The organism is Streptomyces sp. NBC_01454 (assembly GCF_036227565.1).
Lineage (GTDB): Bacteria > Actinomycetota > Actinomycetes > Streptomycetales > Streptomycetaceae > Streptomyces.
In genome coordinates this window covers 6,987,045-7,005,885 of the sequence record NZ_CP109460.1, presented here as the reverse complement: position 1 = coordinate 7,005,885, position 18,841 = coordinate 6,987,045, and the positions used below count along the sequence as shown (strand labels likewise).

Annotated in this window: 15 protein-coding genes and 1 pseudogene; 6 read left to right on the top strand and 10 right to left on the bottom strand. The window is 71.3% G+C overall.

All coding sequences use genetic code 11. The annotated features are described in order from the left end of the window. Nucleotides 1-23 precede the first annotated feature (23 nt). Both OIU81_RS30990 and OIU81_RS30985 read right to left on the bottom strand, forming a co-directional pair. Nucleotides 24-905, bottom strand: coding sequence for an NAD(P)H-binding protein (locus OIU81_RS30990; protein WP_329153133.1), 882 nt, complete (start codon nucleotides 903-905; stop codon nucleotides 24-26). Between the two features lie 64 nt (nucleotides 906-969). Next, the gene (locus OIU81_RS30985) at nucleotides 970-1,995 is read right to left on the bottom strand and encodes a helix-turn-helix transcriptional regulator (protein ID WP_329153131.1); all 1,026 of its coding nucleotides are present in this window, start codon (nucleotides 1,993-1,995) and stop codon (nucleotides 970-972) included. A gap of 92 nt (nucleotides 1,996-2,087) precedes the next feature. Here OIU81_RS30985 and OIU81_RS30980 point away from each other — a divergent pair, with 92 nt between their 5' ends. Further along, nucleotides 2,088-2,486 (top strand): VOC family protein, encoded by a 399-nt coding sequence (locus OIU81_RS30980; protein ID WP_329153129.1) that lies wholly within the window; start codon nucleotides 2,088-2,090, stop codon nucleotides 2,484-2,486. A 60-nt stretch (nucleotides 2,487-2,546) separates the two neighbouring features. Here the strand turns inward: OIU81_RS30980 and thiI are convergent, their stop codons facing one another. Beyond that, complete coding sequence (gene thiI / locus OIU81_RS30975; protein WP_329153127.1) at nucleotides 2,547-3,845, bottom strand: tRNA uracil 4-sulfurtransferase ThiI; 1,299 nt, start codon at nucleotides 3,843-3,845, stop codon at nucleotides 2,547-2,549. A gap of 349 nt (nucleotides 3,846-4,194) precedes the next feature. Here thiI and tsaD point away from each other — a divergent pair, with 349 nt between their 5' ends. Next, nucleotides 4,195-5,265, top strand: coding sequence for a tRNA (adenosine(37)-N6)-threonylcarbamoyltransferase complex transferase subunit TsaD (tsaD, locus tag OIU81_RS30970; RefSeq protein ID WP_329153125.1), 1,071 nt, complete (start codon nucleotides 4,195-4,197; stop codon nucleotides 5,263-5,265). Between the two features lie 29 nt (nucleotides 5,266-5,294). Here tsaD and asnB read toward each other — a convergent pair whose 3' ends face one another. The 3 genes from asnB to OIU81_RS30955 form a co-directional block, all read right to left on the bottom strand. After that, nucleotides 5,295-7,121, bottom strand: a complete 1,827-nt coding sequence (gene asnB / locus OIU81_RS30965) for an asparagine synthase (glutamine-hydrolyzing) (protein ID WP_329153123.1) — start codon at nucleotides 7,119-7,121, stop codon at nucleotides 5,295-5,297. 15 nt (nucleotides 7,122-7,136) lie between these two features. Continuing rightward, on the bottom strand, nucleotides 7,137-8,549 hold the full coding sequence (locus OIU81_RS30960) for an MFS transporter (RefSeq protein WP_329153121.1): 1,413 nt from the start codon (nucleotides 8,547-8,549) through the stop codon (nucleotides 7,137-7,139). A 205-nt stretch (nucleotides 8,550-8,754) separates the two neighbouring features. Then, on the bottom strand, nucleotides 8,755-9,855 hold the full coding sequence (locus OIU81_RS30955; protein ID WP_329153119.1) for a PP2C family protein-serine/threonine phosphatase: 1,101 nt from the start codon (nucleotides 9,853-9,855) through the stop codon (nucleotides 8,755-8,757). Nucleotides 9,856-10,248: 393 nt separating this feature from the next. On the opposite strand from OIU81_RS30955, the gene OIU81_RS30950 reads away from it, so the two are divergent. Continuing rightward, nucleotides 10,249-10,884, top strand: coding sequence for a GmrSD restriction endonuclease domain-containing protein (locus OIU81_RS30950; RefSeq protein ID WP_329153117.1), 636 nt, complete (start codon nucleotides 10,249-10,251; stop codon nucleotides 10,882-10,884). 181 nt (nucleotides 10,885-11,065) lie between these two features. On the opposite strand, the gene OIU81_RS30945 is transcribed toward OIU81_RS30950, so the two are convergent. Then, the gene (locus OIU81_RS30945) at nucleotides 11,066-11,812 is read right to left on the bottom strand and encodes an FG-GAP repeat domain-containing protein (protein WP_329153115.1); all 747 of its coding nucleotides are present in this window, start codon (nucleotides 11,810-11,812) and stop codon (nucleotides 11,066-11,068) included. A 256-nt stretch (nucleotides 11,813-12,068) separates the two neighbouring features. On the opposite strand from OIU81_RS30945, the gene OIU81_RS30940 reads away from it, so the two are divergent. Next, nucleotides 12,069-13,019 (top strand): SDR family NAD(P)-dependent oxidoreductase, encoded by a 951-nt coding sequence (locus OIU81_RS30940; RefSeq protein WP_329153113.1) that lies wholly within the window; start codon nucleotides 12,069-12,071, stop codon nucleotides 13,017-13,019. 24 nt (nucleotides 13,020-13,043) lie between these two features. On the opposite strand, the gene manD is transcribed toward OIU81_RS30940, so the two are convergent. Further along, nucleotides 13,044-14,258, bottom strand: a complete 1,215-nt coding sequence (gene manD, locus OIU81_RS30935) for a D-mannonate dehydratase ManD (protein WP_329153111.1) — start codon at nucleotides 14,256-14,258, stop codon at nucleotides 13,044-13,046. Further along, nucleotides 14,255-15,688: an MFS transporter gene (locus OIU81_RS30930; protein ID WP_329153109.1), complete on the bottom strand. Its 1,434-nt coding sequence runs from the start codon at nucleotides 15,686-15,688 to the stop codon at nucleotides 14,255-14,257. Before OIU81_RS30930 ends, manD begins: the two co-directional genes overlap by 4 nt. 393 nt (nucleotides 15,689-16,081) lie before the next feature. Between OIU81_RS30930 and OIU81_RS30925 the strand changes: the two genes are divergently transcribed. Together OIU81_RS30925 and OIU81_RS30920 are read left to right on the top strand one after the other, a co-directional pair. Further along, nucleotides 16,082-16,846 carry an IclR family transcriptional regulator gene (locus OIU81_RS30925; protein ID WP_329153107.1) on the top strand — a complete coding sequence of 255 codons (765 nt, stop codon included), beginning with the start codon at nucleotides 16,082-16,084 and terminating at the stop codon, nucleotides 16,844-16,846. A 298-nt stretch (nucleotides 16,847-17,144) separates the two neighbouring features. Further along, a complete protein-coding gene (locus OIU81_RS30920; RefSeq protein WP_329153105.1) occupies nucleotides 17,145-18,317 on the top strand; it encodes an NAD(P)/FAD-dependent oxidoreductase in 1,173 nt (390 codons plus the stop codon). On the opposite strand, the pseudogene OIU81_RS30915 reads toward OIU81_RS30920, so the two are convergent. Beyond that, nucleotides 18,294-18,479: pseudogene (locus OIU81_RS30915) on the bottom strand (PEP-utilizing enzyme); the annotation flags it as partial. The gene OIU81_RS30920 and the pseudogene OIU81_RS30915 sit on opposite strands and share 24 nt — an antisense overlap. Nucleotides 18,480-18,841: the final 362 nt, after the last annotated feature.

The following is an 18,841-nucleotide window of genomic DNA, read 5'->3' as shown; positions in this document are numbered from 1 at the left end:
CGGCTGCTACCCGGCCGGGGTCCTCACGCCCCGTCCGCGATCCGGTGCCGGAGATGGTCGTAGGCCCAGGCGGCGAGGGTGGTCGGGGTGGTGGTGCGGACGGTGCGGGGTTGTTCGGGCACGAAGTTTTCGCGCAGGCCGGTCGACATGCCGAGGACGGCCTCGACCAGTCCCTCGGTCATCCCGGCCCGGTGGAGCTGGGTGCGCATGGCCTCGTCGGAGATCTGCTCGACGCCGATCCGCCGGCCGGTGGCGGCGGTGAGGATGTCGGCGACCTGTCGCCAGGTGAGGTCTGCGGGGCCGTGTACGGCTTGCACGCAGCGTCCGGACCACGCGGGAGAGAGCAGACGGGTGACGGCGACCTCGGCGATGTCGCGGGGCGCCACCCAGGCCATGGGCTGGTCGAGCGGGAGGATCACCTGGAGCGTGCCGGCTCGCAGGGCGTCGAGTTGGAGTGCGAGGTTGCTGAAGAAGTAGCCGCAGCGGAGGTGGGTGACGTCGACGCCGAGGCCGTCCAAGGCGGTTTCGGTGTGGGCCAGGCCGTCGATCTCGCCGGCGCCGTGGCGCTTCTCGGCGCCGACGCTGCTCTGGAAGACGACGCGGCCGATCCGGTTGTCGGTGACGGCGCGGACCACGCTGCGGGTGGCGCGGGTGTAGTCGGCGAGGGGATCCTCGCCGCCGGTGGCCGGGTCCACCCAGAACAGTGCGTCAACGTCTTCGGTGGCGGCCACCACCGTGTCGGCGTCGTATTGGTCGACGCGCACCGCATCCACCTCGTCCCGTACCTCCGGAGCCAGCCGGGCGGGCTCGCGCAGCAGGACGCGCGGCCGGATCCCGGCGCGGACCAGCGTGCTGACGACGTGGCGGCCGACGTTGCCGGTCGGGGTGGTAACGGCGATCTGCATGGTGTGCGCTCCTTGAGTTCCTTCGGTTCCTCGGTGACTCCGCATGCAGGCTGGGGGTGCCCTGTCATGACATGGGGGCGTCGCTGTCGGATGCGGCGCTGTCGGATGCGGCGGCGTGGGACGCGAGGCGACCGGCGAACGCGACGACGAGGTGGCGCAGTTCCTCGGGGCGCTCGATGACGAAGGGCCGGTCGAGGGCAGCGAGCACCGGAGGCAACCAGTCGAGCCGCTCTGCCCGTAAGTCGACGCGCAGCCAGCGCTCGGCCGTCCGGTCCGTGTCTGCCGCCGGCTCGTGCTCCGCCAGGCTCGCGACGCCGGCGGGAAGTTGGGCGCGGATCTGCGCAACCGTCCCGTGGACCCGCAAGGTCACCTCATGCCGGTACTCAGCCGTGGCGAACCCTGACACCACGCGCTGTGCCGGGCCGGGCCCCTCGGGCTCCTCGAACGAGCCGGGCAGGGTCCTCGCGTCCGCGATGCGATCGAGCCGGAACGTGCGGTCCTCGCCGATCTCGGCGTCCGTGCCCGTGACGTACCACCGGCCCGAGTGGGCGACTATCCCGTAGGCGTGCAGCGTGCGTGCGCTGCGCCGGCCGCCGCGGTCGGTGTACCGGAGGGAGACGGGTCGGCGGTGGCGTACCGCGTCGGCGAGGGTGAGCAGGACCCCGGCGTCCGGGGCGGCGGACTCACCGGGCTGCTCGGTGAAGGCGAGAGAGTCCAGGAGCATGCCGAGCCGGTGAGCGACGTGCTGGGGCAACACGCGCCGGATCTTGGCCGATGCCGTCTCACTCGCCGTGTGTGCGGTCGTCGTCAGCCCCGCTCGGCGGCCGGCGACCAAGCCGAGCAGCACGGCCAGCGCCTCGTCGTCGCTGAGCATGAGAGGGGGCAAGCGGTACCCGGGGGCGAGTCGGTACCCGCCGTACCGGCCGCGCACCGACTCCACGGGCACGTCGAGGTCGAGCAGATGGTCCACATACCGCCGCACGGTACGGCCGTCGACGCCGAGGCGGTCGGCGAGTTCGGCCACCGTCCGGGTGCCGCCCGACTGCAGCAGCTCCAGGAGTGTCAGCACGCGGCCGGTGGGTCGAGGCATGTCTCCAGCCTAAGGCGAATAGCGGACCGATTCTGTCCACTATTTCTCCTAACCTGCGAAGCACAGCGACTTCAGCAGCCAAGGAGAGCACCATGGACTTCGTCTCGATCCGCATCATTACCGCCGACGTCACGCGCCTCGTCGAGTTCTACGAGCGCGCCACAGGGGTGCGGGCGGTGTGGGCCACCGAGGACTTCGCCGAACTCAAGACCCCCCACGCCACCCTCGCGATCGCCGGCACCCGCACCGTCCCGCTGTTCGCTCCGGGTTCTGCCCGCCCGGCGGACAACCGCAGTGTGATCACCGAATTCCTCGTCGACGACGTGGACCGCGTGCACCGGGACCTGTCCGACGTCGTCACCGACTTCGTCACCGAGCCCACCACGATGCCCTGGGGCAACCGGTCCCTGCTGTTCCGCGACCCTGACGGCAACCTCGTCAACTTCTTCACCCCCATGACCCCGGCGGCCATCGAGAAGTTCGCGAGCTGACGCCGCGCACGGCCGGTCGCGCACGGCCGGTCGCGCACGTCGCGGCGGAAGCCGGGAGGGTCAGGGAGCCGTGCACCGGAGGGACTCCCGCTGTGCGGGGAGCCCGGTGGTGGCCGGCGGCCCGTCCTCCGCGTCCTCCTCGCCGGGACGCATGCACTGGGCCTTGCGGACCAGCTCCGCCATGAGGTCATCCATGTCAAGTCGCCGTTCCACGCGCTCGATTTGGGGGACGTGCGCCCCGGTCGAGACCCGCTCGGGGGCGAGCAGCTTGCAGCAGTCCTCATCCGGCAGGACGGAGATCTCCGCGGTGCCGATCCGATGGGCCTCGTCGATGATCTCCTGCTTGTCCCAGCCCACCAGCGGGCGCAGCACGGGCAGCGCGGCCGCCTCGTCGACGGTGGCCATATTGGTCAGCGTCTGGCTGGCGACCTGCCCGAGGCTGTCCCCCGTCACCAGCGCGGCCGCCCCGACCTCGCGCGCCAGCGCACTGGCGGCGCGGACCATCAACCGCCGCTGGGCCACGACCTGGAGCCTTCCCGCCCCTGCGACGGCGAGCTGCTTCTGGGCGTGGCCCAGGGCGATGACGTGCAGCCGCCCGGCCGACTGGTAGCGGTTCAGCTCCCTGGCGAGTGCGTATGCCTTGTAGGCGGAGGAGGCGTTGGTGTACGGAGCGCCGGTGAAATGGACGAAGTCGCACGCCAGGCCGCGGCGCATGGCCCGGTACGCCGCCACCGGGGAGTCGTAGCCGCCGGAAAGGAGCACCAGGGCGCGCCCGCTGGACCCGACGGGCAGGCCCCCCTGGCCGGGGTGGCGGACCCAGGTGAGGTAGGTCCCCGGCCGGTCGATCTCGATGGAGAGTGCGACGTCCGGGGCGGTGAGGTTCACGGGCAGGCCGAGCGCCCGCTGGATGTGGGACCCGACCTCGGCCTCGAGCCGGGAGGACGTCAGCGGGAAGCTCTTGTCGCGCCGGCGCACCCGGACGGCGAAACTGACGCCCGGGCGCTCGGCCTTGACGGCGGCCAGCGCCTCCACCGCCGCGGACGTGATGGCGTCGATGGTGCCGGGGACCCGGACGGCGGGCTGCACGGAGTTGAATCCGAACACCCTGCGAGCGCGCTCCACCAGCTCCTCCACGGGAACCTCACCCCCGAGGACCGTGACGCTCCGGGCGTCCTGAATCCAGGTGGAGCCCCCGATGCCGCGCAGTGCGCCGCGCAGATTGTTCCGCAGCAGCTGTTCGAACCGGTCCCGGTTCCGTCCGCGCAGGAAGACCTCGCCGTGCTTGAGCAGGACGCACGGCAGGTGGGGGGACGGCGTCGGCGTGCCCTCCGACGCGGCGGTGTCCGGGTGGTGGGGCACAGAGCTCTCCTTCGTCGAGTCGCCTCACGGGGCGGTCCGCGGCGGGCACGAAGGACGGAAAGGCCGCACGCTCATGCCCGGTGGAGCAGCGGCGCGTGCGGCGGGGTGCGCTCCGGATTCCCACCGGGTTCCCTCTTGCCCGGCCCCCTCCGGCGGCCGGGGCGAACCCACTGCGCGTCCAGGGTAGGCAGGGCCTGGACGCACCGCGCTCCCGGGGTTCACCCGCACCCGGAGCGACAGCCACCTCCGCGCCCACTCCGACGCCGGCCGACCGCCCCTTATTGCATAGACTCTGCAATAACTCATCCTGGGCAATTAGCCTGGTCGCAGTGCGCGAGAAGGGAACGTCATGCGGGGAACGCCGGTGGTGCTGGGCATCGAGTCGTCCTGTGACGAGACGGGCGCGGGGCTGGTGCAAAGCGGCCGGCTGCTGGGGCATGCGGTGGCGTCGAGCATGGATGAGCACGCCCGGTTCGGCGGGGTGGTGCCGGAGATCGCGGCCCGCGCCCATGTCCACTCGTTCACCCCGGTCGTCCACCGGGCGCTGGCGGCGGCCGGGCTGCGGATGTCCGACATCGGGGCGGTCGCGGTGACCACCGGGCCGGGGCTCTCCGGCGCACTCCAGGTCGGGCTGGCCGGCGCGAAGAGCCTGGCGTACACGCTGGGCGTCCCGCTGTACGGAGTGCACCACCTGGCGGGACACGTCGCCGCCGACACCCTGGCGCACGGGCCGCTGCCCGACCCCTGTGTGGTGCTGATCGTCTCCGGCGGTCACACCTCGCTGCTGCTCGTCCGCGATCTGGCGCGCGACCGGCTCGTGCATCTCGGCGACACCCTGGACGACGCGGCGGGCGAGTGCTTCGACAAGGCCGCCCGGGTCTTCGGGCTGCCGTATCCCGGCGGGCCGGCCCTCGACCGGGCGGCGCGCGAGGGCGACGCCCGCGCCGTCGCCTTCCCCCGGCCGCTCACCGGTCCGCGCGATGATCCGTACGCCTTCTCCTTCTCCGGGCTGAAGACCGCCGCGGCACGGTGGGCGGAACGGCATCGAGGTCAGGTGCTGCCGGTGGCCGACGGCGCCGCCGCACTGCAGGAGGCGATCGCCGAGGTGCTGACCCGCAAGGCGGTCGCCGCCTGCACCGCACACGGCGTCGGCACCCTGGTCGTGGTCGGCGGTGTGGCCGCCAACTCCCGGGTTCGGGCGCTGGCGGAGGAACGGTGCGCGGCGGCCGGCCTCACCCTGCGCGTCCCGCCGCTGAAGCTGTGCACCGACAACGGCGCGATGATCGCCGCCATCGGGGACCTCCTGGTCCGGGCGGGCGCCGAGCCCGCACCGCTCGACGTCTCGATCGACCCGTCGGCTCCCCTGGAGTACGCGGCGCTGCACCCGGTCGCCCGGCCCCTCGCCGGGAAGATCGCCTGAGGGGCGGGGGCGCCCGGCAACGCAGCCCCTCAGAGGGCGAGTTCGGGCCGATGGTGGTCCAGCCACAGCGCGAGGTCGACGACGCGTTCCAGGCGGAGGCGGTGGCCCCACTCCAGGCGGTCCGGCGGGGTGTCGAGGCAGGGCTTGAGACGGGACTCGTCGGCCAGGGCCCGGACCTGACCGACGGACAGGGCGTCACGGGCCAGGTCCTGCAGGCCGCGGCTGTAGTCGGGGTGATGGGTGGCCGGGTAGTGGTTCTTGGGCCGGTGCAGCACGGAGTCGGGCGCGAGTCCGGCGCCGGCGGCGCGCAGCAGGCTCTTCTCCCGGCCGTCGAAGCTCTTCAGCGCCCAGGGCGCCGCGAAGGCGTACTCGACGAGGCGGTGATCGCAGTAGGGGACGCGGACCTCCAGGCCCTGGGCCATGCTCAGCCGGTCCTTGCGGTGCAGCAGCTGGCGCAGCCAGCGGGTCAGGGACAGGTGCTGCATCTCGCGCTGCCGGTGCTCGGTGGGGGTTTCGCCGTCCCGATGCGGTACGGCGGCCAGCGCGCTGTCATAGGTGTCCCGGCGGAACTCCTCCATGCGCAGCCCGAGTTCCGGGTTCAGCGGCATCGCGGCCTCGTCGCCGGTGACGAGCAGCCAGGGGAAAGTCGCCGCGTTCAGCGCCTTCGGGGAGTGGAACCAGGGGTAACCGCCGAACACCTCGTCCGCCGCCTCGCCGGACAGCGCCACGGTGGAGTGCTTGCGGATCTCGCCGAAGAGCAGATACAGGGAGGTGTCCATGTCGCCGACGCCGATCGGTGAGTCCCGCGCCGCGACGACCGCCTTGCGGTGCTCCAGGTCAAGGAGGGCGCGCGGGTCGAGGACGACCGTGCTGTGGTCGGTGCCGAGGAAGGCGCCGGCCTCGGCGGCGTACGGGGTGTCGTGGCCGGTGCGCAGCACGTCGCCGGTGAACTGCTCGGCCTGGTCGCTGTAGTCGACGGCGTAGGAGCGGATGCGGGCGTCCGGGCCTTCCCGCAGCCGGAGTTCGTCGGCGAGCACCCCGGTCAGGACCGTGGAGTCGATGCCGCCGGAGAGCAGGCTGCACAGCGGGACATCGGCCTCCAGCTGGCTGCGGGCGGCCGTGCCGACCAGGTCACGGACCCGCTCGACGGCCGTGTCCCGGTCGTCGTCGTGCGTCCCGTCCGCCAGCTGCCAGTAGCGGCGTTCACGGATGCCGTCGCGGTCCAGGACGAGCAGGCCGCCGGGTTCCACCTCCCGCACCCCGGACCACACCGTCGGCCCGGTGTTGAAGAGCAGGCTGTACGCCTCCCGGAGCCCGTCGGCGTCCACCCGTGGCCGGATCTCCGGGTGGGCGAAGAGTGCCTTCGGCTCGGAGGCGAAGGCCAGGCCGCCGTCGACGGCGGCCCAGAACAGCGGCTTGACACCGAGGCGGTCACGTACCAGCAGCAGCCGCTGGGCACGCTCGTCCCACACTGCGAAGGCGAACATGCCCTCCAGGTGGTCGGCGAGGCCCTCACCCCACTCGGCGTAGGCGCGCAGTACCACCTCGGTATCGCTACGCGTACGGAAGACATGTCCCCGGCCGCGGAGCTCGGCCCGCAGCTCGTGATGGTTGTAGACCTCGCCGCTGTAACTGAGCACGAAGTTCGGCCGGTCGGGGCGGTCGGTCATCGGCTGCCCGCCGCCGGCCGGGTCGAGGACGGCCAAGCGGCGGTGGCCGATCGCGGCGTGCTCGCCGAGCCACCCGCCCCCCGCGTCGGGGCCGCGCGGGGTGAGCGTGGCGGTCATGGCCTCGATGACCGCGGTCTGGGTGCGGGCGTCGTGGGGGAAGGACGCCCAGCCGGTGATTCCGCACATGCAGGTGACTCCTGGTCAGTCGTGCGCGGCGGGCGCCGCGTCGGTGGTCTTCGCCGGCAGCGGTGCAAGCCTTCTGCCGGTCAGCGCGAGCAGGGGTACGGCGAGAGCGGCGGCCGTCGCGGCCAGCACGAGCCCGGCCCGTACGCCCGCGCCGGGACCGCTCAGCCCCCAGACGGCGGTGGCCAGAGCGGGGCCGAGGGTGAAACCGAGACTGCGCGCGCACTGCACCGTGGACCCGACGGTCGCGGCCCGGTCCGGTGGGGCGGCGCCCATGATCAGGGCCTGGGTGGGGCCGCCGTTCAGGCCCAGCCCGACGCCCGCCAGCGCCAGCCGCCAGGCCACCTCCAGCGGTGACCAGCCGTCACCCAGCGGGATCAGCAGGAGCAGACCGGCCGTGGTGAGGGCGGCGCCCGTGACCGCGACCGGCCGGGCACCGTACCGGTCGGCGAGACGCCCGCCGAGCGGCCCGGCCAGCCCCATACCGAGCGGGAAGGCCAGCACGGTCAGCCCGGTCGTCGTGGCGCTGACCCCGTCGTCACGCTGAAGGTGCAGAGCGACCAGGTAGTGCATGGCGGCGAACCCGGCCGCGAGGGCCAGCACCGCGCCGTGGGCCCGGAACAGCCCCGCGGCCCGCAGCACGCCGGCCACCGGGCGGCCGCCGGGTCCGCGCAGCCACCACCAGAGCGCCGGGACGGCCGCCGGGGCGAGCGCCAGCCACGCCGGGTGGTCCGCCGCCAGGGTCAGCGCCCACAGCAGGACCGCCACCCCCGAGGCCACCAGCAGTGCGTCCACCACCGACCGCCGGTCGGGCCGGCGCAACCCGCCGTCCCGCGGCAGGGCCCGCCAGGCCAGGAAGAGGGCGAGCAGACAGAAGGGGATTTTCACCAGGAAGACCGACCGCCAGCCCAGGTGGTCCAGCAGCAGACCACCCACGGCGGGCCCGGTCACCGCCCCCAGCGGCCCCAGAGTGGCCGGCACACTCATCGCCCGGCCGCGCGACTCCGGCCGCACGGACCGCATCGCGAGCACCGGCATCAGCACGAACAGCACCGCCCCGCACGCTCCCTGCATCAGGCGCGCGGCGATCAGCCACCCCATCCAGGGCGCCACGGCCGCCAGGGCACTGCACAGCCCGAAGCCGCAGGTCGCGGCCAGCACAGCGGACCGCAGCCCCACTCCGCCGAGCCACCGCCCGACGGGCAACAGCAATGCCACAACGGGTAGTTGATACCCCAGCGCCGCCCACTGGGCAGTGGCAACGGACACCTGCAGGCCGTCAGCGATCTCCGCCAGCGCCACATTGACGACATTCATGTCGAGCATCGCCACGAACGCCAGCACCCCCGCCACGGCGACCAGCGACCAGCGGTCCTCACCGGCCGCGGAGAGGTGACCGGGCCGCCCCCCACGGGCCCCGTGGTGTCTCACCTTCCCCTCACCCCTCCCCCTCACCGTCACGAGCGGGCTGCCGGCCGGCAACCTCGCCTCATGAGTCGAGAGGACGCCGCGGTGAGTTCCCGGCCGTACCCGGAAAGTTCGCCCCCGGGCTCCCCACTACAGCCCCTCGATGACCTTGATGACCTCGATGGCCCTGATGACCTTGATGGCCTCGATGGTGGTGAGCGCTGCCCCGTCAGATCACCGAGGCCGCTCTCTCCCCACATCGGGTGACCGCCAGGACCGCCATATCGTCATCGCGTGGACCGCCGGTCCACCGTTCGACGTCACGTACCAATGCCTCGACCGCCTCGGCGGGCTGAGTAAAAGGCCCCTTCCCCCGGAGCCGGATCGCCGGGTCGTAAAAAGTCCCCGCACGATTCCGGGCCTCCGTCACTCCGTCCGTGATGAGCAAGAGCGTGCCGCCGATCGGAAACGGCCATTCCTGAAGCGTTGCCTCCGGACCGCCCAGGACGCTCATTCCCAAGGGGAGACCTGGATCTTTCGTCTCCAGCGCAAGCACCGTGTCCCCATCGAGCAGGTAGGGCGCGGGATGACCGCAATTCAGCAAACGCACGCAATCAGAGCCCGGCGGGATTTCCCCGACCACCGCGGTGACGAATCCCTCCATCTGGACGGTCTCGTCACGCAAGGAAGCCTCCTTGACCAGGGCCCGCTCCAGGCGCGCGGTCAATGCCACAAGGTCGGGTTCTTGGTCTGCCGCCTCCCGGAACACACCCAACAGCACGGATACCGCACCGACGGCGCCGAGGCCCTTTCCTCGTACATCGGCGATCAGAAACCTGGCGCCGTGGGGTGTGTCCCGCACGGCATAGGCATCTCCGCCGATCAACGCCTCGACCTGCGCGGCGTTGTAGACGGCGGCGATGGCCAACTCGCCGATACGTGCCGGGGGCGGGGGCAGCACGGCGTACTGGGCGACCTCCGCGACCGAACGCACCAATTCCAGGCGGCGCCCATGATGAGCGAGGACTCGATTCACCCAGATGCCGACCAGGGCGGCGAAGAAGGTGTTGAACACCAGAAGCGGACCGATCGAACGGTCCAAGTAACCGGCGCCGATCAGCAGTGGCACATCGACCAGGACGAGAGCCGCTGCGATGGCGACCGTATGCCGAAGCGAGAGGAGGGCCCCCGCCACGACAACAGCGGCCCCCAATACATTGTCGCCCCAAAAGTCTTCCGGATAATAGACGTTCCAGGCAGTCCCGATGATGACCAGCGCGCTGGGGGCGAGTGGAACGTACCAGGGCCACTTCGTGGAGAACGGGTCCATCTGCGTCTTGACTCCGCATCCGCTGATTACAGTGCTTCGTCACTGTAGGTCTCCGGTACGGAGCAAGACCGAGGTGCCGCACCTGCACCCGATCCACGGTGGCCCGGACGGACGCATTCCCCCCACCCATGCCGGCCCTTCCGATACGCGCCCACGGCAGCGACAGCACGTGCACGGGAAGGCGAGAGGGACCGGGACCCACACGACGGCGGCGACCGAACGCACCGTGGAGGCAGCGCAGAGGCAACCCCGCTCCCCTTGAAGGCCCGCATCCCCACGTCCAAGTAATGGACAGGGAATGTTGTTGTCATGTTCCATCCACGCGCGTAGCGTCCGCGTGATCCCTGCGGTTTCCTGAAGTGTCTCTCCACCCCCCACACTTCAGGAGACCTCATGCGTCATGCCGCCATCGGCCTGTCCGCCGCATCTCTCGCCTTCGTCGGCCTCACCGCAGCTCCCGCCCTCGCCGACCCCCCGGCTCCGCCCAGCAAGTCGACCGCGCAGACCGAACTCGCCGCTCTCAAGGTCGCCACCCCACGCTCCATGGATGGCTACGCCCGCGACAAGTTCGACATCTGGGCCAAGCAGCCCGACGGCTGCACCACCCGCCAGGACGTCCTGGCCCGCGACGGCAAGGACGTCGTCGACGAATCCGGCAAGAAGTGCCAGCCGGCCAGTGGAAAGTGGTACTCCGTCTACGACAACACCACGGTGACGACCGTCGCCCAGGCGACCATCGACCACATGGTCCCCCTCGCCGAAGCCTGGCGCTCAGGCGCGGCCAACTGGACCGCGGACCAGCGCAAGGCGTTCGGCAACGACCTCAAGGATCCCCAGCTCCTGATCGCCTCCGAGTCCTCCAACAGCTCCAAGAGCGACAGCGGCCCGGCCGACTGGAAGCCCACCAACCACGCCTTCTGGTGCACCTACGCCGAGGACTACACACACGTGAAGTCCGTCTGGAAGCTGACCACCACGGCCAAGGAGAAGACCGCTCTGACCTCCATGCTCAACACCTGCACCAAGTAACCGGGCGCGAACTTCGACGGTGCCCGGCGTTTGCCTCGCGAATCCGTGGGCACACGCACTACAGTCCCCGGCTGGTCTCCCCCGTCCAGCCGGGGATTTTCGCCTTCCGGCACGGGTGCGGCCGCGCCCCGGCTCCGGGCGCCGGAGCGGGGCCCGAAGGGCCGCCGGCGCCCGGCGGAGGTCAGGAGCAGGGCTTGTAGAAGTGCTTCCAGCCGTCGCCGGGCATGGCCGGCGGCTCGGAAGTGGACCCGAACGCCCCGTACTTCACCTGGAGTTCGTAGTCGTGATTCCCCGGACCGCTGCCCGGCTTCGTCAGGCGCACGTCCCGGTCCAGCTGCCCGTCACCGGCGTTGTTGAGGATCGCGAGGTCCGGGTAGGCATCGCCGCCGTAGTGGGCGATCCGCAGCTGCCGCGCCTCGCCGTGGTCGCCGATGTCGGAGTGCCGGGACGTGGCGGAGCCGAGGTTCGACCGCTTGAGGGGGCCGGGACGGTACTGCGCGATGCGCGCCGTGGCGGGGTCGTCCCCGTCGGCCGGCTTGACGACGTTGACGACCATGTCCAGGGTGCCGTCGCGCTGGAAGTCGGCGACCGCGGCGGTCGTGACCTCCCCCTTCTTCGCGCCGAGAAGTGTGCTGACGGCGTACTTCGTGCCGAACGTACCGTTCGCGGCACCCCATTGAACGGTCATCTTGGTACCGGTGAGGCCGGGGTTGCTGATCTTGTCAGGGTGGCCGTCACCGTCGAGGTCGCCGACCAGCGTGGTGGCATCGGCCAGACACGGGGCCGTCGCCGCGGCACCCTTACCGGACAATGCCGCGCCGCCCGGTGCCGGCGCGGCGGCCGCACTGGCCTGGGACCCGGCGATCGTCAGGGGCAGAGCGAGGGCCGCGACGGGCACGGCGATCAGGCGTAAGCGCTTAGCAAGCATCTCGAACTCCTCATGTCGTTGCTGCTGCGAGGTGAGATGCCGTCAGCACCCGGCACGTTGACGCCCGAATCGCTGTATTACACAACCGTGACGCGCGAACGGGCGAGCGAGACGACCGGCTACGCGTATGCCGGCCGGTGGGAAGCCTGTCGGCGGCGACCGGTGATCTGTCGGCGGTATGTCGGTGGAGGGTGCGACCTTGAGCGGGTCGGTGCTCCTCATGAGCACGCTGTCCGAGCCCCAGGAGTCTGTCACCGTGTCTTCCGTATCCCAGAGCCGATCGTGGGACGTTCACCGGCTGCCGTCTGCCGAGGGCAGGAACTTCCTTGTCACCGGGGGAAACGCCGGGATCGGCTACTTCGCCGCGGAGCAGCTCGCCGCCACCGGCGCCATGGTCGTCCTCGGCAGCCGGGATGCCGCGAAGGCCGACGCCGCCATGACCTCGATCCGCTCACGTGTCTCCGGCGCACGTGTAGGGCACCTTCCACTGGACCTCGCCGACCTGTCGTCCCTGAAGACCGCCGTGGACGGGCTGGAGCTCGATCATCTCGACGCGGTGGTCCACAACGCGGGGGTCGCGCTCGACGACCCGCCGCGACGGGAGACCGCGGACGGCCACGAGCTGATGTTCGGCACCAACCACCTCGGCCACTTCGCGCTCACCCGGTGGCTGGCCCCTCTGCTGTCCGCGGCGCCGGCGGGCCGCATCGTGACGGTGGGAAGCTACGCGGCGCGCTCCGAGCGACTGGACCTGGACGATCTGCAGTCGACCCGGGACTACCGGCCCCAGCGCACCTACGGCCGGTCGAAACTGGCGCAGATGTGCTTCGGCTTCGCACTCGACCGCCGCCTGCGTGCCGTCGGCAGCACGGTGCTCAGTGTGGTGGCCCACCCCGGCGGCGCACTGGACTCCCTCACCCCGCCCCGCCCGCCGGTACACGTGACCACCCCCGGCGAGCGGCTGCGCGCCTTGCCCGCCGGGCTCGTGGTGCAGGGCAAGGACGCCGGAGCATGGCCGGTCGTCCGCGCCGTCCTCGACCCGGAGGTGCAGGGCGGACAGCTGTGGGGGCCGAGGGTCTTCGGCCTGCGGGGCACACCACGGCGGGAGCCCGTCCTCTCCCATATGACCGACCCGGCCGTCGCCACTCACCTGTGGACCGTCTGCGCTGAGCTGACCGGCACCGATCCGCACCTCGGCTTCCGGTAGACGTACAGCCGTTCGCCGCCCCGTTCACCAGTCGTGGACCGAACCGTCCGCGAGCGTGTTCACCGGGAGGTACTTCGGGTCGTACGCGAAGCGGGCCGCGGCCTCCTCGTCGTACTCGACGCCGATGCCCGGGGCGTCGCCGGGGTGCATCAGGCCGTCCTCGAAAGTCCAGGTGGTCTTGAAGACGTCCTGATACGGGGGCAGGTGCTCCATGTACTCCTGCATCCCGAAGTTCTGCACGGACAGGTCCACGTGCAGGGCAGCGGCGAAGGAGACCGGCGAGAGGTCGCCCGCACCGTGCGAACCGGAGCGGACGCCGTAGAGCTCCGCCAGCGAGAGGATCTTACGGAGGTGGCTGATGCCGCCCGCGTGCGAGACGGAGGTACGGATGTAGTCGATGAGCCGTTCGGTGATCAGGTACTGGCAGTCCCAGATGGAGTTGAAGATCTCGCCGACCGCCAGCGGCGTGGTGGTGTGCTGCCGGATGAGCCGGAAGGCCTCCTGATCCTCGGCCGGGGTCGGGTCCTCGATCCAGAACATCCGGAACAGTTCCAGGGACTTGCCCAGGTGGGCCGCCTCGATGGGGGTGAGCCGGTGGTGGACGTCGTGCAGGAGGTGGAAGCCGTAGCCGAACTCCTGGCGCACCGTCGCCATGTACCGCGGCACCCAGTTGAGGTACTTGCCGGTGTCCCAGCCCTCCACCGAAGGACGGTCGCCGTCGGCCGGCTCGTAGGTGTTCCCGTCGCCCTTGCGCACGCCGTAGACCTTCCCGGCACCGGGGACGGCGGCCTGCGCGCGCACCGCCCGGAAGCCGCGGTCGAGGAAGCGGGCGACGTCCTCGAGGAGTTGGGGGGTGCCTTCGCCGCTGGCGTGGCCGTAGACGGTGACCCCGTCGCGGGCGGCGCCGCCGAGGAGCTGGTAGACGGGCAGGCCCGCCAGCTTGCCCTTGATGTCCCACAGGGCGACATCGACCGCGGCGATGGCCGTCATGGTGACCGGCCCGCGCCGCCAGTAGGCGCCCTTGTAGAGGTACTGCCACATGCGCTCGATGCAGGACGGATCCTTGCCGACGAGCAGCGGGCACACGTGGTCGCGGAGGTAGGAGGCGACGGAGAGTTCACGGCCGTTGAGCGTGGCATCGCCGATGCCGGTGACGCCGTCGGATGTGGTGATCTTGAGGGTGACGTAGTTGCGGCCGGGGCAGGTGATCAGGACCTTGGCGTCGGTGATCGTCGTCATGGTGCGCTGCTTCCTCGCTTCAGGGAGGGGGTGGGGGCGATGGGCAGGGAGGGGCAGGCGGGACGGACCGGGAGGGGTTCGACCTTCTTGATCACCAGGCCGTACGACAGGGCTCCGACGACGGCCAGCGCGCCGGACAGGGCCAGGGCGAGCAGGAAGCTCCCGGTGGCGGCGACGAGGGCGCCGGTGATGATCGGGCCGACGAAGCCGGCGATGTTGGAGGAGAAGTTCTGGATCCCGGCAAGCGACGAGACCTGACCGGGCTCCGGCGCCACATCGGCCGGCAGCGACGCGACCGACGCCCCGGCGAAGGCAAGCGAGGCGCAGCACACGGCCAGCAGCGCGATCATCCCGGCGGCGTTGTCGACGAAGACGGCGGGGGCGATGGCCGATGCGCCGGCCATCCCGGTGACCAGGCAGGTCTTGCGGGCCCGGTTGACGGACCAGCCGCGCTTGAGGAGGGCGTCGGCGACGACGCCGCCGCCGAGGCTGCCGCCGATGGCGACGAAGGCGGGGATCATTCCGAAGACCCCGAGTTCGGCGAGGTCGAAGCCCCGGTCCTTGACCAGGAAGGCGGGGAACCAGGTGATGAAGAAGAAGTTGCTGTAGTTGAGGCAGAAGAAGCCGATCATCATGCCCCAGACCGTGCGGTACCGGAACAGGTGCCCCCACGCGACCTTGGCGGCCCTGGTCGTGCCGTCGTCCTGCACGTCCTCCAGGCGGGCGCCGCCCTTGCGGAGGTAGTCGAGTTCCGCCTCGGTGACCTTCGGGTGCTTCTGAGGGTCGTGGTAGGTCTTCCACCAGAGCAGCACCCAGCCGAGGGCGAGCGCGCCCACGACGTAGAACGGCACGCGCCAGCCCGCCCAGGCGATGAGGGCGGTGATGACGGGAAGCGAGATGACGGCCGCCACCCGCGAGCCGGCGTCCCAGAGGGCGTTGCCCATGGTCCGCTCGCGCTCGGGGAACCAGCGCGAGACGACCTTCGCGGAGGCCGGGTAGGCACTGGCCTCGCCGACGCCGAGGCCGAGACGGGCCAGCACCAGGTCGATCGGCCCGCGCACCAGGCCGGTCAGGGCGGTGACGAGGCCCCAGAGCAGTGCGCCGACGGCGAAGATGCGCTTGACGCCGTACCTGTCGATCAGCCTGCCGGCGGGAAGCTGACACAAGGCGTAACCCGCGAAGAAGACGCCGAGCAGCAAGCCCTGGGTGGTCTCGCCGAGGTGGAGGTCCTGGTCCATGAACGGGAGCGCCACGCTGAGGGTGGTGCGATCCATGTAGTTGACGACGAAGGCCAGGGAGCACAGACCGGTCATGTACCAACGGAGGTTGTTGCGACGCCCTTTGGGGCGGGGCGGCAGTGTGCCGCCCGAGCCGTCGTGCGGAGCGTGGACAGCGGGGGCCATGTCCTTGTCGGCCAGGGGACCGCTCATGGTGGCGTCGCCCGTCCGGTCCGGTGGGCAGGAGGGGGCGTGAACGGGGGCTGTCGTGCGGCGGCCAGGGCTGTCGCCTCGGTGCGGCGGACGGTGTCGGTGCCGGTGTCGCTGTCGCTGTCGCTGTCGCTGTCGCTGTCGGAACAGCGTGGGCCCGGATCCGCACACGGGTGGCCCTCGAGCGAGGACGGCTTGGGGGACAAAAGACCCTCCCCTTGTTCCGTGTAGTGGAACCCGGTATCGTGTAGCGGAACTTCGTGACGCCACCGTAGGCAAACGGGGGGATCCCGTGCCAAGGGGACAAAGACCCGAATCGCAGGGACGGATGACACGGACGACACGGACGACGCGGATGACACGAACGACGCGGACAGCGCGCCCGAGCAGGCCGGCGTGACCACACGCCGCGGCCGCACCTCGGCAGCCGGCTCCGCACTCGAGAAGTCGCTGCGCATCCTGGAAGCGGTGGCCGCCCCGGGCGGGCCGCACCGGCTGATGGACATCACGGCGGCCGCGGCCGTCCCGAAGTCGAGCACCTACCGGATCCTGGCCTCGCTGATCGAGCAGGGCTTCGTCCGCCAGGAAGCCGCCGGCCGCTACGGCGTCGGCCCGCGGCTGCACGGGCTGTCCGCGCAGGTCATCGGTGGTGCGGAGACGGCGAGCATCGGGCACATCCTGGGCGGACTCCAGCAGGCCACCGGACAGACCGTTCACCTGGCGCTGCACAGCGGCGAAACCATCACCTACATCCGCAAGCTGGAGGGCGACCAGCCCTTCCGTACGGCCTCGCGCATCGGCATGCGGATGCCCCTGCACACGACGGCGATCGGGAAGAGCATCCTGGCCCACCTCCCCGCCGAGGAGGTCCGGGCGCTGATCACCATCGGCGGCCTGCCGGCTCGCACCCCACAGACACTGACCACGCCCGAGGCGCTGGAGGCCGACCTGGACACCGTCCGGGCCCGCGGCTTCGCCATCGACGACGAGGAGAACGAGCCCAGCATCCGCTGCATCGGCGCAGCCGTCCTGGACCGCGAAGGCCGCCCGGTCGCCGGCGTCTCCCTCACCACCGTGACCTTCCTGGTGCCCCGCGACCAGATCGAGGCCTACGCCCCGGACCTGCACACAGCCACCCAGGCTCTGGCACCCCTGCTCTGAGGCGTCACTTCGCGAGCGGCCGAGCGCCCGGCTCATGGCCGGCCCGGACAGGCCGTGCCGGTGTCCGCGCCGGGCCTTCCTCCACCCCCGCAGCCGCCCTGCACCACCACAAGAACCTGACCAACTCACCACGTGTGACACCCTCTTGGCCCGGCGTGCCGCGATCAGGGAGGCCAGGAGAATGGGGGCGCCACGCAGTGACGGGGCCGCTGCGTAGTACGGACCCGCCAGGCACCGTGGCCAGGTGCATCATGGATCTGGACGCCCGAGGGACCAACACAACAGAGCGGACTGGTACGTGACACGCATTCTGGTCATCGGTGGTGGGATCGCGGGTACGGCGACCGCGCTGGCCCTGCACAAGGCGGGTCTCGATGTCACCGTGCATGAAGCACATCCCGGCACGGCCGAGGACATCGGGGCGTTCCTGACCCTGGCGAGCAACGGGATGCGCGCACTGGCGCAGCTCGACGCCTCGGATGTGATCACCGCGCTCGGTTTCCCGCTGCGCACCATGCGTGTGCTCGACGACCAGGGCGGTGAGATAGCCCATGTGCCGCTGGGCGAGGCCGATGACGCGCTTCTGCGGTACCGGTGCCTGCGCCGCGGGGAGTTGCACTCCGCCCTGCAGGCCGAGGCGGTCCGTCGGGGCATCGGGTTGTCGCACGGTGCGCGGCTGGTGTCCGTCGAGAACGGCTCCGACGGGGTGAGCGCGCGGTTCGCCGACGGCAGCGTCGCGACCGGTGATCTGCTCGTCGGTGCGGACGGCCTGAGTTCGGCCGTCCGGCGATCGGTCGCGCCCGGCGTGGAACCCGTCTACGCGGGACAGAACGTCTTCTACGGCTACACGCGCAGCGCCCCGCTGACGGAGGACACCGGTCACCTCACCATGGTGCGGGGCAGCGCCGCCGCCTTCGGCTACGCGGTCTCGCCGGACGGGGAGACCTACTGGTTCGCCCGCGTCGGCGGAGACGCCGTCCCCGCCGGCGAACTCGCACACCCCACACCGTCCCGCCGGCGAGAGCAACTCGTCGCGCTGCTGGGCAAGGACGCCACGCCCGCCGCGGGTATCGTCGCGGCCTCCACCGACGACCTCATGGCCACCAACGCCACCGAGATCCCTCCCGGCACCCCCTGGCGATCCGGGCGGACCCTGATCATCGGCGATGCGGCGCACGCGGCCTCACCGGCGACGGGGCAAGGAGCCTCGATGGCGCTGGAGGACGCCGTCGTCCTCGCCAAGTCCCTACGGGACACACCCGATACGGACAGCGCACTCTCCCTCTACGAGGCATGCCGCCGCCCACGCGTGGAGCACAACATCACCGCCAGCGGAGAGATCTCCCGCGGCACCCGCGCCCCGTCCCGCGCCGGCGGAGCACCGTCCCCTCAGCGCCCCGGCGACGACACCCTCACGGCCCAGCTGGACTGGCACCGCGATCTGAACACCGTCGCCGGCAACGCGGACTGAGCCGGGTAGACGCAGTAGAGGAGGGGGCCGGCCGGCGCGCTGAGGGTCGTGGCCCACAGCGGCCGGCAAGCCGTACTCCCGGGCGATCACTGTGCCCTGGGTCATCAGGCCGCCCACCTCCGTCACCAGACCCTCGATTCCGACGAACAGCGGCGACCAGCTCGCGTTCGCCGCGCTCGGCGAGCAATGGACCACCGGCGCGGCCCCGGGCCGCTGGGGTGGAGCACCGAGGGCAGAGGGGCGTCGTCGAAATCCAGGGTGTGCGAGGGTTCCGTCAACGACCGCGGCGTCGGTGCCGGGTAGCGTCCGCCGCCGACGGCCGTCGTTCCGGGTGGCCTCCCCAGGCGCCACCCCGGCCGTGATCGTAGGCCCGATCGGGAGGCTGCCGGCGACGAGTGCGCGGGCTGGTGGCCGTGGAACCATTCGGCCAAAGCCCCAGGTGGGGAGCCGCCGAGTCTATCTTGGGGCAGAGCAGGCTGTGGTCCCGAAGGGCGAGTCAGTCGCCGCCGGTCAGCCTCATGGCA